17 protein-coding genes are annotated in these 17,838 nt (G+C 57.8%); 6 read left to right on the top strand and 11 right to left on the bottom strand.

All coding sequences use genetic code 11. The annotated features are described in order from the left end of the window. Nucleotides 1–362: 362 nt before the first annotated feature. The 5 genes from CLV45_RS14695 to CLV45_RS14670 all read right to left on the bottom strand — a co-directional run bounded on the left by CLV45_RS14695 (nt 363) and on the right by CLV45_RS14670 (nt 6,497). Entirely contained in the window at nt 363–1,943 is a 1,581-nt protein-coding gene (locus tag CLV45_RS14695; RefSeq protein WP_100337229.1) for a YfjI family protein, read from the bottom strand. Between the two features lie 368 nt (nt 1,944–2,311). Further along, nucleotides 2,312–2,536, bottom strand: coding sequence for a helix-turn-helix domain-containing protein (locus tag CLV45_RS25610; protein WP_394338490.1), 225 nt, complete (start codon nt 2,534–2,536; stop codon nt 2,312–2,314). A gap of 696 nt (nt 2,537–3,232) precedes the next feature. Then, on the bottom strand, nt 3,233–3,700 hold the full coding sequence (locus CLV45_RS14680) for a hypothetical protein (protein WP_100337226.1): 468 nt from the start codon (nt 3,698–3,700) through the stop codon (nt 3,233–3,235). A gap of 293 nt (nt 3,701–3,993) precedes the next feature. Further along, nucleotides 3,994–5,361, bottom strand: a complete 1,368-nt coding sequence (locus tag CLV45_RS14675) for a site-specific integrase (protein ID WP_100337225.1) — start codon at nt 5,359–5,361, stop codon at nt 3,994–3,996. A gap of 293 nt (nt 5,362–5,654) precedes the next feature. Continuing rightward, entirely contained in the window at nt 5,655–6,497 is an 843-nt protein-coding gene (locus CLV45_RS14670) for an SDR family oxidoreductase (RefSeq protein ID WP_100337224.1), read from the bottom strand. 79 nt (nt 6,498–6,576) lie between these two features. Between CLV45_RS14670 and CLV45_RS14665 the strand changes: the two genes are divergently transcribed. Then, nucleotides 6,577–6,999, top strand: coding sequence for a winged helix-turn-helix transcriptional regulator (locus CLV45_RS14665; RefSeq protein WP_100337223.1), 423 nt, complete (start codon nt 6,577–6,579; stop codon nt 6,997–6,999). A gap of 24 nt (nt 7,000–7,023) precedes the next feature. Here CLV45_RS14665 and CLV45_RS14660 read toward each other — a convergent pair whose 3' ends face one another. Continuing rightward, the gene (locus CLV45_RS14660; protein ID WP_211289951.1) at nt 7,024–8,064 is read right to left on the bottom strand and encodes a LacI family DNA-binding transcriptional regulator; all 1,041 of its coding nucleotides are present in this window, start codon (nt 8,062–8,064) and stop codon (nt 7,024–7,026) included. A 242-nt stretch (nt 8,065–8,306) separates the two neighbouring features. On the opposite strand from CLV45_RS14660, the gene CLV45_RS14655 reads away from it, so the two are divergent. Both CLV45_RS14655 and CLV45_RS14650 read left to right on the top strand, forming a co-directional pair. Next, complete coding sequence (locus tag CLV45_RS14655) at nt 8,307–9,362, top strand: LacI family DNA-binding transcriptional regulator (protein WP_100337221.1); 1,056 nt, start codon at nt 8,307–8,309, stop codon at nt 9,360–9,362. A 99-nt stretch (nt 9,363–9,461) separates the two neighbouring features. Beyond that, the gene (locus CLV45_RS14650) at nt 9,462–9,965 is read left to right on the top strand and encodes a cupin domain-containing protein (protein WP_100337220.1); all 504 of its coding nucleotides are present in this window, start codon (nt 9,462–9,464) and stop codon (nt 9,963–9,965) included. 71 nt (nt 9,966–10,036) lie between these two features. Here CLV45_RS14650 and CLV45_RS14645 read toward each other — a convergent pair whose 3' ends face one another. Next, entirely contained in the window at nt 10,037–10,420 is a 384-nt protein-coding gene (locus tag CLV45_RS14645; RefSeq protein ID WP_100337219.1) for a hypothetical protein, read from the bottom strand. A 137-nt stretch (nt 10,421–10,557) separates the two neighbouring features. Here CLV45_RS14645 and CLV45_RS14640 point away from each other — a divergent pair, with 137 nt between their 5' ends. Further along, a complete protein-coding gene (locus CLV45_RS14640; protein ID WP_100337218.1) occupies nt 10,558–11,100 on the top strand; it encodes an inorganic diphosphatase in 543 nt (180 codons plus the stop codon). Nucleotides 11,101–11,107: 7 nt separating this feature from the next. Continuing rightward, nucleotides 11,108–11,668 carry a DUF421 domain-containing protein gene (locus CLV45_RS14635; RefSeq protein ID WP_157807520.1) on the top strand — a complete coding sequence of 187 codons (561 nt, stop codon included), beginning with the start codon at nt 11,108–11,110 and terminating at the stop codon, nt 11,666–11,668. A 50-nt stretch (nt 11,669–11,718) separates the two neighbouring features. Here the strand turns inward: CLV45_RS14635 and uvrB are convergent, their stop codons facing one another. The 4 genes from uvrB to CLV45_RS14615 form a co-directional block, all read right to left on the bottom strand. Continuing rightward, on the bottom strand, nt 11,719–13,752 hold the full coding sequence (gene uvrB, locus CLV45_RS14630; RefSeq protein WP_100337216.1) for an excinuclease ABC subunit UvrB: 2,034 nt from the start codon (nt 13,750–13,752) through the stop codon (nt 11,719–11,721). Between the two features lie 134 nt (nt 13,753–13,886). Further along, nucleotides 13,887–14,279, bottom strand: coding sequence for a DUF6970 domain-containing protein (locus tag CLV45_RS14625; RefSeq protein ID WP_157807518.1), 393 nt, complete (start codon nt 14,277–14,279; stop codon nt 13,887–13,889). Nucleotides 14,280–14,317: 38 nt separating this feature from the next. After that, a complete protein-coding gene (locus tag CLV45_RS14620; protein ID WP_100337214.1) occupies nt 14,318–15,919 on the bottom strand; it encodes an outer membrane beta-barrel protein in 1,602 nt (533 codons plus the stop codon). Then, a complete protein-coding gene (locus CLV45_RS14615) occupies nt 15,900–16,577 on the bottom strand; it encodes an RNA polymerase sigma factor (protein ID WP_100337213.1) in 678 nt (225 codons plus the stop codon). Before CLV45_RS14615 ends, CLV45_RS14620 begins: the two co-directional genes overlap by 20 nt. Nucleotides 16,578–16,926: 349 nt before the next feature. On the opposite strand from CLV45_RS14615, the gene wrbA reads away from it, so the two are divergent. Beyond that, nucleotides 16,927–17,541 (top strand): NAD(P)H:quinone oxidoreductase, encoded by a 615-nt coding sequence (gene wrbA / locus CLV45_RS14610; RefSeq protein ID WP_100337212.1) that lies wholly within the window; start codon nt 16,927–16,929, stop codon nt 17,539–17,541. Nucleotides 17,542–17,838: the final 297 nt, after the last annotated feature.

The raw sequence follows: 17,838 nt of genomic DNA, 5'->3' as shown, positions 1-17,838 counted from the left end.
TCCAGGCACTATCTTAATCCTTAGGGAGTGTTTGAAGATTAGGTTGTGGTTGAAAGGAAATGAGCCGGTGAGTTGAAACGAGAGTTAGTAAGCTCCTCTACCCCTTATGGTTGACGGTTATTCCTTTTACCGAATCACAGTAGCGGGTTAACCGCTGGCTGCCATAACATATGCAACGCAAACAGCGCCTCTACTTCCGGCAGGCTATTAATACCCTGTTCTACCTGTGCCGCACCTACTACCAATAGCACTGCTTACCTGCTTCGTTTCTCTTTGGTCGGCTGAAAAATTCCGTTTATTACTAAAAGCTCGAACTGACAAAACCGACAAAAAGACTTCTGTCGGTTTTGTCAGTTCGAGCTTTAGCCTTTTTCTATGAAAAGACGGGGGTTCGTTTCGTACGTCGTCGAGCGGGGGCGTCCTTGCTCGACGATTTTGGAAGCCATTTCCCGTAGCCAACCAGCTTCTACTAACTCATCAAGGGCACTCTGCACACTCCCTCGGTCATTAAGCCCCTGCCAATTTTTCCTCTGCACATCGCGAAGTGTGAAGCGCTCCAGCAAGTCTCCGGCCTTAACGTGTTCACCTAACGTAGCCGCTCCAGTGACTCTGCAACCATAAGCATAAAGGCGGCGGGCATGCGCTGCGAAATAGTCGCACCATTTACCGGCCAGTTCGGCTGCTGATGAACTCACGGGTCCTACCTCAACCTTTCCGTCTACCACGTCAAGCAGATGAAACAACAAAGCCAGACAAGGGTACAGCTTGCGAAACTTAGCTAAGTGCTGTATCAGAGGTGGCACCTCTTTGCTTTGTTCCAGCATGTTTTGCCATGGAACCAGCCATTCGATGAACATACTCTGGGCAGCTGCATCAAAGTGGAAGCCAATCCGCTTGCCACTTGAATGTTGAATGGCGCCAGCTTCAATAGGGTTCAGAGCATCTAACCGCCGAAGCAATTCAGCTGCTTGCAATTGCGCAGCTTCATCGGGTGTAGCGTCAGTATACTTAAATGGGCGCGAATCCGGCCACGATAGCAAAGAGAAGCGTTGCGTCATGCCATCATTATTCCCATTTAATGACTCTCGGAGGTAATGCAACAATTTGTCGGGCTGGATACCTCCTAACAGCGAGAGGCAGCAATTGGGAATGTGTAATGAACCACGCCCTATTCGGTCACTGCTGTAATCGCCTGTTCCGTTCCAAGCTTCAAGGAAGAACTGTCGGTCGGTTTCCCTGCCCTGCTTCTCCCAGCTTGATAACAGCCCCATGAGCTCATCTCGAAAGACCATTAGCCCCCGTGGGTTGACCACTAGTAGTTCGCACAGCTTCTCAACCGTGCTATCGTTGATTATGTAGCGACGAGCAACAGGGACCTCAGCTGCTTCAAGGTTAGCCAACTCATGTTTCAATCCATGCAACTCGTCCTCATTTTGTTTTTCGGCTGCCTTTCCCATCCGTTTCCGGATGGCGTCCTTACGCGCCTTCAGCAAGTCGGCATCAGCTTCATGCAAGCGTGATTGGCGATTGAACTCGGCTTTGGCTGTGTTCTCCAGCTGCTTCATGGGACCCATGGCAGCATTAAGGGCGGGTGTCTTAAGCTTTGAAGGTTCCGCAACAATAGCTCCCCACAGATTTGGCACCTCAAACCAGCTTGTGTCGTGTTGCTTAGGCCAGATGCCGCAGCGGTTGCCTACTACTGACCCCATCATGACGATCCAAGCTACAGCTAGCCAGTCTGGTGGGCACTGCATCCGATGGGCAATGTCCCGGAGGCTGGGACGAATCGCCTCCGGGAACATTGTATCATCAAAGGGTGGAACAGACAACAAACGGGGAGTAAGAGAAGCCGGTATTGGCCAGTCTGAAGCAACTTTGACAAGAGGCTGAGCCAAAGCCTGATTCGCTTCCCGATCGTCAGATGACAATGAGATGTTGATCATTGACTTTTCTTAAACCACTTGACACGCCTAGCATGGCGCGATAGGTATTCCCCCCTGCGGGCAACCTGAGCATCAAAACTGGGAACACTTAGCAGAGCGATTAATTCAGCTTGACGCCGCTTTTTCCCCTTCAATTTCTGGCGACAATGCTGAGAGTGAAACTCGTTCCATAAGCTGTAAAGTGTCCCCTTCTCAATTTTAAAACGACGGCAAAGGTTACGCGTTGCAACAGCAGAAAGGTGGAAATTCAAGAGTGGCAATTCATCCAACATTGCAAGAAGCTCAGGGAAGCGTTGACACAAAGTCATAGAGTCATCGCCTGAATCACGCTGCTGAGAGCTATGTGAGTTGTTAAGCAGTTCCATGTTTTAACGTACATTTTGGTGAACATTCCGCTTTCCAGCCGTAACCCAGGCTAGTAGCTCTTCTCGGTGGAAATACAACTTGTTGCCACGTTTGTAGTGAGGTATTTCACGTGCTGAAACCAGCCCGTAAATCCGGGGCTTGCTCAAACGGGTAATCTCTTGAGCCAAGGCCAAGCCACCAACTTCGGTGGCACTAGGCTCCGCTTTTGCGTTTGAGATCTGTTCCATGATTAGCGCTTCCAACCGGCACAAGTGGCTGTGCAGAAGCTCGAAAGGGTTGTGGTTCATAGAAAAAAGTTGGAGAAAAGTGTGCCTGCCAGCCTTGACAGGCGGAAAAAATGAGTTTGAAGTGAAAGGATGAATTAGGCTGAGGGCAGACTGGCTAGTACCTGAGCTGCACTAAGTGCCCCGCTCTCCTGCGCCATGCGCACAGCTTCCTGAACCACGGGGTTGCCTGGCTTTCTATTCTTAAGGGCTTTACTTACCGCAGTAGCTGAAATACCGAACTTCTTGGCTAGAGATGTTACGGCACCGTAAGGCAGCAGCCGCTGTAGATGCGGAAAGCCGGGTTCCGTTGCGTTCATGAAGATGAGTTCTGGTTTAATCCGGTTCATGATGCAAAGGAACTTCTTCTCCATCCGCCTGTCACCTACATCGGCCTACGTAGGTGAGATTTCACTCATCTTCGTTCGCCTTAGTCAAAAACTCCTCTATCAACAGGTTCAAAAATGGGGTCTGGTTGTCGCTGTTACGCTTCCTGAGGATATCATTAATCACCACACGCACAGGTGTACCGTTAGGAACGCTCAACAACTCCATCAGACGATTGATAGCTGCATCTCTTCCTCTCTTACCTATCACCTTCAACCGTCGAGCTGCTATTGTAGCATATATCAATTCTATGAACTCGGTTTGAGTGCCATACTATCTCAACCCAACTTCATTAGGGATAGATGATGTATGGGTTAACTGATCAAGTTTGGTTTGTATCCACTGAAACGCTCGTTCCCGTGAACTGTTGGCCCAATTAACCTCGACACCTTTAGCAACCAGAAGGTCGGATAGGTATTGGTAATCATACAAGTCCGACAAGCTGCCGTAATGAAATTCCAGCCAAGCTGTGACCTCATCTGTGGCCAAAGGCGATTCTAGAAGATCGTAGCCATCTGCCCAGGTCTTCATGTCAAACCCCCAGCATGTGTACCCATACTCATCAACACTATCTCGCTCCCCAAGAACCATCCAGCGGAAGTAGCCTTTGAAAGATGGATAGTATATGACATGGTAGGGCTTCCCTCTCCAGCGGGTTCCGTGACTTTCTATCCGATCCGGAAAATTCCCTTGCTCGACAAAAAGCCGAGCCGCTTCTACTTTTTGATAGTAGGACGACATGAGTTGGCGTTATTTAGAAGTGAACGATGTAAAATCTGTGGGTTATGCTCTCACAGGACACCTAATCATTCTACTGCCTACTCTATGTAACTTAGACGCCTAGTAAAGTCAATTCTTGGTAAAGGAGCTTGTCATACGCTAACCCTGGCTATGCAGTTTATCACTTAAGCACATCAACTGTGGCCTTTGTGGGCGTATGATACATTATTACATATTAAGCCGTTTGAGGCTCAAAACTTTATTCTAAGGCTAACTATGCGCTTAGGCGCTTATTTATTGGCTCATACGGGTAATCAAAGCAGCGCGTCAAAGGTATCGTCTACTACCTCGGCAGCGAAAGACTCCAAGTAGATGGCAGTAACCGCTTCGCTGCTATGGCCCATCGCCTGCGAGATAACGGCCGTACTGGCTCCGCTCTTTCTAAGGACCGTTGCCATGCTGTGTCGGGCTACATAGGTCGTTAGCGGTGTGGCAATACCCGCCTGCTGGCCCAGGGCCTTCAGGTCGGCATTTACCTGTCCCAGCACCTTATGCAGGCGGTTTTTGATTTGCATTGGACTGAGGTGCTTGGTTTGGTCAAGCACCGGGAAGATGTAGCTGCTGGGGCTCGCATAGGTAAAAGCCCGGTAGCTTTCCAGAATGGCAGCAGCGGGGGCCAAGAGCTTCATATTGAACTTGCCGCCGGTCTTTTGCCGCACGTAGGTAAGTCTTTGTGCGTCGGCTGGGCCGTTGAGGTTGCTCCAGCGGAGCTGTGCTAGGTCAACGAAATTAATGCCTCCGCAGAAGAAGATAAACAGGAATACATCTTTAGCTAGTTGGGCCCGGTCTGAAGTCGTTTGCAGAGCTTCCAGCTTCCGTAGTTCGTCGCGAGATATAGCCCGCTTTTGGGTGCTGATATCAAACTTCCCGACGCTGAACTTGTGCTTTTCAGCCGTATTACGGGCGAAGGGATAATGCTCAGGCTTAGCGAAGCCATTTGCTATGGCTTTGTTCAATACAGCCCGTAGGGTGCGAAAACGAAGCGAGAGTGTAATTTCTTCTATACCAGTGGCACGCAGAGTTGCCTCCCATTCGTTGCAAAAGGATACTGTTAACCGAGAGAATGGCACATCATACTGCTGCACCCATGCGGCCTTTTCCTCCTCCTGCCCTTTGCCTAGTGGAGGCTCCGGTGCATTAGCCTCGTCTCCAATGAACTTGGCCAGCTGGTTACCCAAGTCTCGGTACACGCCAGCGTTACCGATCTGTCCAACTGCCGCCATGCCGGCGGCTAACTCTTCGATGTAGGCTAGCAGTTTTACCCGCCGTCCCGCTTTGCGGGCTTCCGTTGCCTTCCTTAGAATGGTCTCAGTGTCGTGCTGCTCATCAGCCTCAGCTAAGTCCTCAGCCGCTTTTTCGTAGGCAACAGCTTTTGCATCCAACTTGCGCCAAAGATCTTTTGCGTCGCCTGGATAGCTACTGCGGATGCGAGCCGCATCGGACTTAGCCTTGCCATTCCAATACTTTGGAAGCAGACTGTAGCCAGTGGCAATGTATTTCCTCTTCCGATCCTTAGTGACACATAACATGAAGGGGTGTGAACCATCGGAAAGAGTCTTGCTAGTGTAGTACACCACCCGGACGGTAGCCTTGCCTTCTTTGTGTGCAGTCGTTTTGCTCATTGGTGTAAACCGCTTCGGTTTACACGGCGGTTTACACAAAGGTGATAAAAAGACTAATACTCACAACAAGCTCCAACAACAAAAAGCGTCATTAAAGCACATTAATAGGCATTTTAGCAAATAACGAGTAGCTATAAGGAAGCACTATACACAGCTTCCCAAGCTGAGGGTCGCGAGTTCGAACCTCGTTTCTCGCTCAATAACAGAACAGCCCTTTGGACTTGCGTTCAAAGGGCTGTTCTGTTTTAGGACCAAGCGTTTTACTGCCTACCCTATTCTTTCTATCAATGCTGCTATAGCGCGGCGGCAACGGCCGTGGCCAACGGCGTCGTGGGGCGGCCAATCAGCTGGGAAAGCCGATGGCTGTCATCAAACAGGGCCCCAGTGGCGGCGTCAGCATCCCAGCTGGCAATACCGTGCGCGAAGCCCTCGGGCACGCCGAAGCCGGTGAGGGCCGCCGCGTAATCAGCCACGGGAAGGTCACGGTAGGGAATGTCCTTGCCGGTTTGGCGCGAAATTTCCGCCGCCAGCTCGGCCAGGGTGTACGACTCGTCGCCGGCCAGCTCGTAGGTTTTGTTTTCGTGGCCAGGGCCAGTGAGTACTGCTACAGCGGCCTCGGCAAAATCAGCGCGGGTGGCCGAGGAAATCCGACCCTCCCGGGCGCTGCCGATAAAAGCTCCACCGGCCACGGCCCCTTGCACCGAGCCGGTATAGTTTTCCGTGTACCAGCCATTGCGCAGCAGGGTATACGTCAGGCCCGAGGATTTCAGGTCGGCTTCCGTGGCGCGGTGCTCTTCAGCCAGGCTCAGCGGCGACGAATCGGCGTGCAGCACGCTGGTATACACCACGCGCGTGACGCCAGCCTGCTTGGCGGCCGCAATAACGTTGCGGTGCTGGGTGGCCCGCTGCCCGACTTCGCTCGAGGAAATTAGCAGGAGCGTATCCACGCCGGCCAGGGCTGTACTGAGCGTGGCGGGCTGGCTGTAATCGGCTTCCCGGACCTCGACGCCCAGGTCGGTGGCTTTGGCCGGGTTGCGAACCAGGGCCACGATTTGGTCGACGGCTACCTTGGCTTGGAGTTTTTCGATAACGAGGCGGCCGAGCTGGCCCGTGGCCCCGGTGATGGCAATTTTCATGGTTTCGTCGATTAAATGAGGAACGAAACAAAAGTAGGTGGTATACTTACGCAAAGTAAGTACGCACAGAAAGGTAAGTATGAAAAAAATTGCTCCTCCCTTCTCCCTCACCGACAAGCTGCAGCGCGGCGACCTACTCTCAGCCGGCTGCCCGTCGCGCACGGTGCTCAAGCACATTACCAGCCGCTGGGGCGTGCTGGCCCTGATGGTATTGGATGGAGAAACCCGGCGTTTTAGTGAGTTGCGGCGCCAAATTGACGGCGTAAGTGAGCGGATGCTGGCCCAAACCCTGCAGTGGCTCGAAGCCGACGGCCTGGTGCGCCGCGTGGCCTACGAGGTAGTGCCGCCCCACGTGGAATACAGCCTGACGCCCCTGGGCCAGCAGGCCGCCCAGAAAGTACGGGCCCTGGCCGACTGGGTCGAAGTCAGCTTCCCCAGCGTGCAGCAGCACTGGGACCAAACCGCTAAAGCCGCCCAACCGGCGGCGCTGGGCGCTGACTAACGGCCGACAGTAGCGGGGGCCGTCTTACTCCGGCTGTCTGCCCTGGCGCAGGGACGAGCAGCGAATAAGCAACTCGGTGGGTAGCACCACCTGGTAGGCAGGCTCGGCCACGGGCTCGGTGGGGTGCTGCAGCTCCTGGAGCAGGATGTCGATGACGTTTTTGGCAATGCTTTCGACCGGCTGGGCAATGGCGGTAATGGCCGGGGAATAGAGCCGGAACAGGTCGTGGTCGTCGTAGGAAATAATGGCCAGGTCGGCCGGAATACGGCGCTGCAGGTGGTTGATGGCCTCTAGGCCGTAAATGGTCAGGTAGTTGGTGGCGAAGATTATGGCGTCGCAGGGAGTCGTGTGCTGAATGAACTCCTGGATGTCGGCCACTAATTTCTCTGTTTCCTTGGTTACCGTCACGCGCTTCACCAGCGGGGTCAGGTTGTGCTCGTGCAGGGCCCGGGTGTAGCCGCGCAGGCGCTCTTCCATCTGGGTTTGCTGGGAGTCGGTGGTGACAAAGGCAATGTGGCGGTAGCCCTGCTCCAGCAGGTGGCCAGCAGCCGCGTAGGTGCCCTGGGCGCCGTCCACCACGACGTAATTGGTGGGCAAAGCGGGCAGGAGCCGGTCGAAGAGCACGGTGGGCGTGTGCTCCCGCAGGATGGCGCCGACCTCCTTCTCAATACCCTCGGAGGGCACGATGATGAAGCCGTCGACGTGCCGCTCCTGAAACATGGAAATCAGCTCCCGGGTCTTGGCCGGGTCGTTGTCGGTGCTGCAGTAAATAATGCGGTAACCCCGCTCGAAGGCCTGCTTTTCAATCAGCCAAGCTACGGTGGCGAAAAACGGGTTGGAAATATCTTCCACCACCAGTCCAATGACGTGGGTTTTGCCGGTGCGCAGGCTTTTGGCCAGCTGATTGGGCTTGTAGCCGACCTCCTCCACGTAGGCCAGCACCCGCTGGGCCACCGCGTCGCTGATGCGGCTTTGCTTGGCTTTGCCGTTCAATACCAACGATACGGTGGCAATGGACACCTGCAGGTGACTGGCTATATCGTTGATCAACGTGCGTTTTTTCACCTTGCTGGCCATGGCGGCATTTTCTGAATTTGAGGCCCAAAAGTAGGATAAACCTATTTAGCTCAACTACGCTAGGGCCCGAAGACTACCCCGAATGCGGGTGGCGGCGGCCCTGGCTGGCTTGGCGGTATGAAAATAGATGCTGCAAATGCGGCTTCGGCGGGCTATTTTGGCACCCAGGCCAACCCGCCCGGCCCTAAGAACTAGTCGGATTTCCCTTGCCTTTTCTTCCGTCAGAACCCATGGCCATCAAAAAACAGCAAACTTCACTCCGGGACCTGGCCCAGCACCTGGGCGTTTCGGCCTCCACCGTATCCCGGGCCCTGGCCGACCACCACGACATCAGCGAAACGACTAAGGAGCGGGTGCGGCAGGCGGCCCAGGAGCTCAATTACCGCCCCAACCAGCTGGCCGCCGCCCTGCGCCGGGGCCACAGCAAAACCCTGGGCGTAATAGTGCCCCACATCAAAGGCTACTTTTTTCCGGCCGTCATGAATGGCATCGAGAAAGTGGCCACCCGGGAAGGCTTCAACGTGCTGCTCTGCCAGAGCAACGAAGACCTGAAGCGCGAGCAGCGCAACATCGAGGCCCTGCTGGCGGCCCAGGTCGAAGGCATCCTGGTGTCGGTGTCGGCCACGACCTACGACGACATGCAGCACTTCGAACAAGTGCGGCAGCAGGGCACCCCGCTGGTATTTTTCGACCGGGTGCCGGATTTGCCGCGCAGTATGGCCGTCATCCTCGACGACTTTCAGGGCGCGTATCAGTCGGTGCGCCACCTCATCGAGCAGGGCTGCCGCCGCATTGTGCACCTGGCCGGGCCCCAGCACCTGAATACCAGCCGCAACCGGTTTCTGGGCTACAAGGCGGCCCTGGCCGACCACGGCCTGCCCTTCGAGGAAGACTGGGTGTACGCGTTGCCGGCCCTGACCCACGAGGCCGGCCGCCTGGGCATGCAGCACCTGCTGGCCCTGGAGCCCCCGCTCGACGGGATTTTTGCCGCCTACGCCATTCCCTCGGTGGGTGCCCTGGAGGTGCTGCGTGAAAAACAGCTGCGCGTGCCCCAGGATATTGCCCTGGCCTGCTTCAGCAACGAGCCCTTCACGACCATGACCCAGCCCCAGATGACGGTGGTTGACCAGCGGGCCGAGCAGATGGGTGAAACTGCGGTGCGCCTGTTTCTGCAGCTGCTCAAGCGGGGCCCCGCCTACGAGCCGCCCCACCTCATGCTCAAGCCCGAGCTCATCATCCGCGACTCGTCGTTGCACCGCTCCCAGGAACCCAAGGAAGCCCGCTAGCCACCGGTTTTTCTTTGCTGCCGAGTTTGGGTTATTCCCGGCAATTCTTGTATTTTTCAGCCCTAGCCCTTCTTTCCGCACTACTCTCCCTTTCCGCGTATGAGCCCCGATTTGTCCAAACAACAGCTCTTCGAGCAAACCCAGCAGCAGCTCCACACCCAGGGGTTTGGCATTATGCAGCGGGACCAGACCCGGCCCTGGGGCGGTTTTTTCGTGCTCAGCGAAGACCAGGCCCAGCAGTTTGCCGATACCTACTTCGGCGGCCTGCCAGTGGAGCAGCTGCGCATTTCGGGCAAGCTCAGCCCCAAGATTCTGCTCGTAGCGCCCCACCAGCGCCTGTCGTGGCAGTACCACCACCGCCGGGCCGAAATCTGGAAGGTGGTGCGTGGCACAGTGGGCATTATCACCAGCGCCACCGATGAGGAAGGCCCGCTGCAAACCCACGGCCCGGGCCAGACCATCATGCTGCGCCAGGGCGAGCGGCACCGCCTCGTGGGCCTCGACGACTGGGGTATGATTGCCGAAATCTGGCAGCACACCGACGCCCAGCAGCCTTCCGACGAAAACGACATCGTGCGCGTGCAGGACGATTTCGGCCGCTAGGCCCATTTCCCGTTATAAGCAAAAAGGCCCCGGACGCGCACGTCCGGGGCCTTTTTTGCGGCTATACGCTGCTACTTGGCCTTGCGGAAAATATAGCGGGTCATGAACAGGCCACTGCCCTGCAAGGAGTACGTCAGGGGCACGGAGGTAACCAGCTCCCAGCCGTCGTCGGAAATCTTCTGCATGTAGGAGTTGATGGCTTCCTCGTTGCCGCGCAGATTGCCCATGTTCAGGCCGGTGAGGCTGAACAGGTTTTCCAGGGGAGCTTCTTTGGCCCCCTTAAACTCGGGCGTAAACGAAACCTTCGAGCGGCCCATGCCGCCGGCAATTACTGACTCAATGGTGGTCATCTGCATGTAGGTGTACTTGCCGGCCTGCGCGGCGGCCCGGTGCGGCAACAGGGGCAGCACCAACAAAGCGAGCAGGAAGGCGATGCGGGTAAAACGTGACTGCATAAAGCGTGAAAAAGGGTAGATAGATGAATGAGGCGAGCAAAATAGCAGTTTGCGCTGAACTGTGCTTAGTTTCCAGCTCAACGCTAACAACTTCCTGATTCGGCGGCAGTATAAGCACTCCTCCTACCCTGCCGCCGATGAATTCAGCCTTGTTTTCCCTGCCCGCCTGGCATCAGCCCTCGGGCCACCTGCACGTGGTTATTGAAACGCCCAAGGGCAGCCGCAACAAGTTTGCCTACGACCCCGAAACGCAGCTTTTCAAGCTCAAAGGCACCTTGCCCGAGGGCTCCAGCTTCCCCTACGATTTCGGCTTCGTACCCTCCACCCTGGGCCCCGACGGCGACCCGCTCGACGTGCTGGTGCTCATGGATGCTCCCGCTTTTGCCGGCTGCCTGCTCGAAGCCCGCCTGATTGGGGCCATTGAAGCCGAGCAAACCGAGAACGGCCACACGGAGCGCAACGACCGGCTGCTGGCCGTATCGGCCAGCAGCCGCCAGCACCAGCACCTGCACGACACCACCGATTTGCCGGCTCAGTTGCTACAGGAAATCGAGCATTTCTTCCGCTCGTATAATGAGGCGGCCGGCCGGCAGTTTGTGCCCGTGCGCCGGGTGGGGGCCAAACGAGCCCGCACGTTGGTGGAGCACGCCCAGCAAGCTTTCCGCAAAGCAGCGCCCTGACTCACGCATGGAAGACCTTTGGCACGAACTGTTAGGCCTGGAGGCCGACTCGCACAGCATCACCGCCGGGCAGATGTGCGCCCGGGCCGTGGTGGTATTTCTGGTGGCCCTGGCGCTGCTGCGGCTCTCGGGCAAGCGGACGTTTGCCAGCAGCAGCGCCTTCAACATGGTACTCAAAATTATTCTGGGAGCCGTGCTGAGCCGGGCCATTGTGGCGGCCTCGCCGTTTGGGGCCACGCTGCTGGCCAGTGCAGTGCTGGTGCTGCTGCACCGCCTGCTGGCCTGGGCCGCTTTTCGCAGCAAGTTTATTGGCCGCCTCATCAAAGGTGCGCCCGTTCAACTGGTCAAGGACGGGCGCTACTGCGAGGACAACATGCGCCGGGCCAGCATTAGCCACAACGACCTGCTCGAGGGCCTGCGCCACGGCGGGCACCGCGCCTCCCTCGAAGGCATCGACCAGGTGTATCTGGAGCGCAACGGCCACATCAGCGTGGTCAAGAAAAAGCCCAAGCCCGGCCCAGCGAAGCAGGGAGCAGAAGCCACATTAAACACAAACCGACCCCAATAGTCAGGCGCTGACTACCGGGGCCGGTTGTGTTGGCCGAGTACTGGCCAGGCTTAGTCGCGCTTGGATTTCAGCATTTGGCGCAGCTGGGCCAGTTCGTCGCGGAACTTGGCGGCCTGCAGGAAGTCGAGGTCCTTGGCGGCGGCTTCCATCTGCTTCTCGGTTTGCTTGATGAGTTTTTCCAGGTCGGGCTTGGTCATCATGGCAATAACCGGCTCGGCGGCCAGGGTCAGCGTATCCGTATCGGGGCCCACGTAGGCGGCCGGCTCGATGCGGCGCTTGTCCGACAGCGAGGTTTGCCCGATGATTTCGTCGTGCGACTTTTTCACCGTGCGCGGCGTAATGCCGTGCTCTTCGTTGTAGGCCATCTGCACGGCCCGGCGGCGGTTCGTCTCGTCGATGGCGCGCTGCATGGAGCCCGTCATCCGGTCGGCGTACATGATAACCTTGCCCTTGTCGTTTCGGGCGGCCCGGCCCATGGTCTGGATCAGGCTGCGCTGGTCGCGCAGGAAGCCTTCTTTGTCGGCATCCAGAATGGCTACCAAGCTCACCTCGGGCAAGTCGAGGCCTTCGCGCAGCAGGTTTACCCCGATGAGCACGTCGATAACGCCCAGGCGCAGCTGGCGCAGGATTTCCACCCGGTCCAGGCTTTTCACGTCGGAGTGCACGTACTGCGACTTGATGCCCAGGCGCTCCATGTACTTCTGCAGCTCCTCGGCCATGCGTTTGGTGAGGGTCGTCACCAGCACCCGGTCCCCCATTTTCACGCGGTTGTCGACTTCATCCAGCAAATCGTCAATCTGGTTGACGCTGGGCCGCACGTCGATTTCGGGGTCGAGCAGGCCGGTGGGGCGAATAATCTGCTCCACCACCACGCCGTTGGCCTGGGCCAGCTCGTAGTCCGAAGGCGTAGCCGACACGTAGATGGCCTGCCGGTACATGCTCTCAAACTCGTTGAACGTCAGCGGGCGGTTGTCCATGGCGCTAGGCAGGCGGAAGCCGTACTCCACCAGGGCTGTTTTGCGGCTCCGGTCGCCGCCCCACATGGCCCGCACCTGCGGAATGGTGGCGTGGCTTTCGTCAATGACCAGCAGGTAGTCGTCGGGGAAGTAGTCGAGCAGGCAGAAAGGCCGGGAGCCGGGCTGCCGACCGTCGAAGTAGCGCGAGTAGTTCTCGATGCCCGAGCAGTAGCCCAGTTCCCGAATCATTTCCAGGTCAAACTCGGTGCGCTCCATGATGCGCTTGGCTTCCGAGTCGCGGCCCTCCTTTTCGAAATAGGAATGCTGCTGCACCATGTCAAACTGGATTTCCTTGATGGCCTGGTTGAGCGTGTCCTTGCCGGTCACGAAGAGGTTGGCCGGGTACAACGTCACGCTTTGCTCGTCGCTGAGCTTTTTGCCGCTCACCGGGTCAATCTTCTGAATGGCCTCAATTTCGTCGCCGAAGAAGTAGATGCGGTAGGCAAAGTCGGCGTAGGCCGGAAACACGTCCACCGTGTCGCCTTTCACCCGGAAGGTGCCGCGGGTAAACTCCACTTCGGTGCGCGAGTACAGAATCTGCACAAACTGGTAGAGCAGGTTGTTGCGCGAGTATTTCAGGCCCGGGGCCAGGTAAATCACGTTTTTGCTGAACTCCTCGGGGTTGCCGATACCGTAAATACACGACACCGACGCCACCACAATAACGTCGCGCCGGCCCGAGAGCAGCGTGGCCGTGCAATGCAGCCGCAGCTTCTCGATTTCCTCGTTGATGGCCAGGTCCTTTTCGATAAAGACGTCGGTGCTGGCAATGTAGGCCTCGGGCTGGTAGTAGTCGTAGTAGCTGATGTAGTACTCGACGGCGTTGTTCGGGAAAAATGACTTGAACTCGCCGTAGAGCTGGGCCGCCAGGGTTTTATTGTGGCAGAGTACCAGCGTGGGCTTACCGGTCTGGGCCACGACGTTGGCTACCGTAAAGGTTTTACCGGTACCAGTAGCACCCAGCAGCACCTGGGCCGGTTCCCCGCTTTCCACCCCCGACACAAGTTGGGCAATGGCTTTGGGCTGGTCGCCGGTGGGTTTGAATTCGGAGGTTAGTTGATAGTCCATTCAGGCAATGAGGTGACAGCTAAGACAGCCTAGGATAACTCCATTGCCGCAAGGTAGGTTTCTTCGGAAACAGAAAAACCTGTCTGCGTAAATCAGACAGGTTTTTCTCTGGTACCACTCACAGTACTGTACCCTTAGCGGCTGTCGCGCCACACCAGGCAGCCGTTGGTAGCCTGGGCGGAGAAGGTCGGGCATTTGCCGTCGCCCTTGCCCGTGATGCCGCCGCTGGGTGCGCCCACATACTGTAGTTGCGCATTCGTCACTTCGTATACCTTTTGGTAGTCATCGGGCCGGAACGATTTCACCAGAAACACCGGCCGGCCTTCCCAGGTGTAGCGCCATACTTCACCGGCGGGGTTGGCTTTGGGCGTGCGCAGCAGTTCATCAATCAGCGGCTGGGCCCGGGAATCAACGCAGGCCGAGGCCGTATCAGGGGCCGTTTCCGCATCGGGCGCCACGGCGTCCTTCTGGCACTGCACCATGCCCAGGCATCCCCAGACACTTACTAAAAACAGTAGAGCTTTCATTGCATAAGGGAAATGAGGTGAGATAAACAGGTTACTTTCTAACGGACTACCGCCGCCGTTTTACCGCCAAACTCCACGCTGGCCTCCATACCCACGGCGTAGGGCCGGGCCTGGTAGCCGCTGCGTGCCGCGTCCGTATTCAGCGTCGACAAGCCGGCTTCGGCCGTCGGGCCCACGGCTACGCTCCACCGTGCCGCGGCGGGCTGAAACCGGACTCCGGCTCCGCTGTTGACCGAGCCCTGCACTTTGCGGTAGGGCGAGTTGCTCGACTTAAGCGAATAGCTCGTAGTGGCTTCGGGCACTCCTTCCAGCTCGGAGTGAGTACTGAACAGCACGTTGACGGCAGCACCCACTTTGGCGTACAGCGACCAGCCGGGCTTGGCCGAGCCGTACCGCACGCTCACCGGAATGCCAGCCGTGCGGTAGCGGTACTGGGCCGTGCGCAGCTTCACGGCCTGCGGGGGAGCCAGGGAATTGGTTGAAAGATCCTTACTGGCCGTAATGGGTTCTGGCGTAGGCATTTTCCCATCGAGGAAATAGTAAGACGTTTGCGAAGTGGCCCGCTGCTCGGCCAGGGCCAGGCCCGTACTTACCGTCAGGTGCTTGGAGGCCACGTAGCTGGCCGTGAGGGCCACGCGCTGCGCAAAGCCAGGCCGCAGGTTCTGCCGGTATTCGTTGGCAGCCTGCTCGTAGGTATTGACGGAGCGGACAGCTACCGGTCCTCCTATACTGTTGGTATAGGTCACGGTGGCTGGCGAGGCGGCGAAGGTCATGTTGGGGTTGTAGGCCGAAGCGGCGTAGCCCCCCATCAGACGCCAACGCTTGGGGCGGGCGGGAGTAGCTTCGGGCGTGGGCTCGTCCCGCAACGCGGCGGGCAGCTGCACGGCCACCGTGGCAGGGGCAGCAGGCAAGGATGGCTTCAACGTATCGGGGCGGCTACTGCCGGCCAGACCCGGTAGGGCAACGGCATGGCTGCTCAGGGCCGCCAGCCAAGCCGGGGCGCCGGCAGCCGAATTGCGCGAAGCACCCACCACCCGGTCGTAAAATGAGCCCCCCGAAGCACCTGTGATGCCGTCGAACGACAAGACCGAAGCTGCCTCGTAATTTCCGGAAGCCGCCTTAGAACCGGTAAGGGAACGAGCATTCTGACCGGCGGGAAATAACCCAGCAGTAGACCCAACTGCCCCCGCCTGCGCACCTGGCAACGAGTTTCCGGAAACCAGGTCAGCCTCCGTGGGCTGGGCCACCATGGCGGCGAGGCTGTTGGCCGCCGCTTCTCCTAAGTACAGATCCGAAGCCGGGTCGGCAGCGGCGGGGGCAGCAGCACGGGTCGTAGCAGAAGCCCGCGTTGGGGCAGTAGCCACCGTGCCGGCCAGCGGCGCGGCAGGGTTCGACTGGCGCACAAACAGCCAGCTGCCGGCACCCAAAAACAGCAGAATGCAGGCCGCGGCCACCCAGCGGTGCCACACCAGGCGGCGACGGAAGCTCTCGTTTTGCTGCACCAGCAGCTCGTGGTCTATCTGCTCCCAGAGGTGCATGCGGGGCGCTACCTCAGCTTCGCCCAGCTTCTGCCGAAACAGCTGCTCTAGGTCGCCGGTGGGTTCCGGAGTGGGCGTGTGGTTATTGGCGGTAGGTACCATTGGAACGATGCGCTTCGAGGCGCTCTAATTTGGTCTTCAAAATCGCCCGGGCCCGGGCGTACTGTGATTTGCTGGTGCCTTCGGAAATTCCCATCAGCTCCCCTATTTCCTTGTGGCCGTAGCCTTCAATGGCAAACAGGTTGAACACCATGCGGTAGCGCGGGGCCAGTTCCTGCACCATGGCCAGCATTTCTTCGAAAGCGTAATTGGAGAGCGTAAATTCCTCCCCGGCCAACTCTTCCGGATATTCGCCTTCGCTGACGGCCACCAGCGGGGCATTGCGGCGGTGCTGGCGCAGGGCGGCATTCACCATGATGCGGCGAATCCAGAACTCCAGCGGGCACTCGCGGCGGAAGTTACGCAGGTTGTTGAATACGGTTATAAAGCCTTCCTGCAGCACGTCTTCGGCCTCAAACGTGGTTTGGGCGTAGCGCAGGCACACGGCCATCATCTTACCGGCAAACCGGTCGTAGAGCTGCTTTTGCATGGCTCGGCTGCCGGCCAGGCACCCATCAATTATCTCGGCCTCGGTCATGGCGGCAGGCGGGGTAAGGTGGCGCACGGGCGTCGGCGCGGCCGACTTAGCAGCGGATTGCCCATCGGGCAGCAGGCTCCGCAGTCCGCTTACCGAACTCAGAGCGGAGGACAGGGCCCCCATTAGCGGCGGCGGCCCACCTGGCCCACGTTATGCGCCGGCCCCTGCAGCAGGAGCTGCAACCGGGAGGTGTAAGTAGCCAATAGTACCATAGGAAGCGGATAGAATCGGGAAAGGAAAACTACCTAGTGTGGTGTAGCAGGATGAGTCGGGCCGGGCCGCTGGGGTTGCACGCGGCTAATAAAAAACCAACCCGTACGTAAAATAAGCTGGGAGTCAGGCGCTTAATTTCCGACTTAAAGATACGTGCGGGCGGCGTTAAACGCAGCATGGCGGAGCTACGGGCCCGGCAATAGCAACCCCCGTCCGATTCTGCCGTAGCCCCAGCATCGTTCTACCACAACCCAACCCCATGAAAACCCTCGTTCTGTTTTACTCCACCTATGGCCACATCTACAAAATGGCGGAAGCCATAGCCGAAGGCGCCCGGGAGGTGGCCGGCAATGAAGTAGTAATAAAGCGGGTGCCCGAAACCCTGCCCCCAGCCTTGCTCGACCAGATTGGGGCTACCCAGGCCCAGAAAGCTTTTGAGCACATTCCGGTAGCCCGGCCCGAGGAGCTGACCGAATACGACAACATCGTCTTTGGTACGCCCACGCGCTACGGAAACTTGTGCGGGCAGATGCAGGCCTTCATGGACAGCACCGGCGGCCTGTGGGCCCGGGGCGCTCTGGTAGGAAAAGTCGGGTCGGTCTTCGTAAGTACGGCTACCCAGCACGGCGGCCAGGAAACCACCATTCGTTCGTTTCACACCGAGCTGCTGCACCACGGCTTTGTCATTGTGGGCCTGCCCTACGCCTGGCAGGGCCAAATGGGCCACGAGGAAGTAACCGGTGGCACGCCCTACGGCGCCAGCACGGTGGCCGGCGGCCAAGGCGAGCGGCAGCCCAGTGCCAACGAGCTGGAAGGCGCCCGTTTTCAGGGCCGGCACACTTCCGAAATTGCCAGCAAACTAGCTCGTTCCTAAGGGAATGCTATATTAGACGCATATTTTCTGCACACTGACCTGCAACTCCCGGCAGCCACTTCTCACGGAGTGGCTGCTTTTTTTTGCCCTAGGGGGCGTCGGAAGGCTTTAGCTACGAGGATACTTAAAACTGCATTCATCTATATAATTCGCTGCTTCAGCCTTTCTTTCCGGGTACTTGGTCAAGTAAATTGGGGCAAGTGCCCGGCGTGGGGTTAGGTTTGTAGTGGATTTCTGGTCCGGCGAGCGGCCAGTACTATTTTTTTCCGGGCCTGTAATGCCAAGATGTCTCGGACG

Source organism: Hymenobacter chitinivorans DSM 11115, assembly GCF_002797555.1.
In the GTDB taxonomy this organism is placed as follows: domain Bacteria; phylum Bacteroidota; class Bacteroidia; order Cytophagales; family Hymenobacteraceae; genus Hymenobacter; species Hymenobacter chitinivorans.
This window is presented reverse-complemented; position numbering and strand designations above follow the sequence as displayed.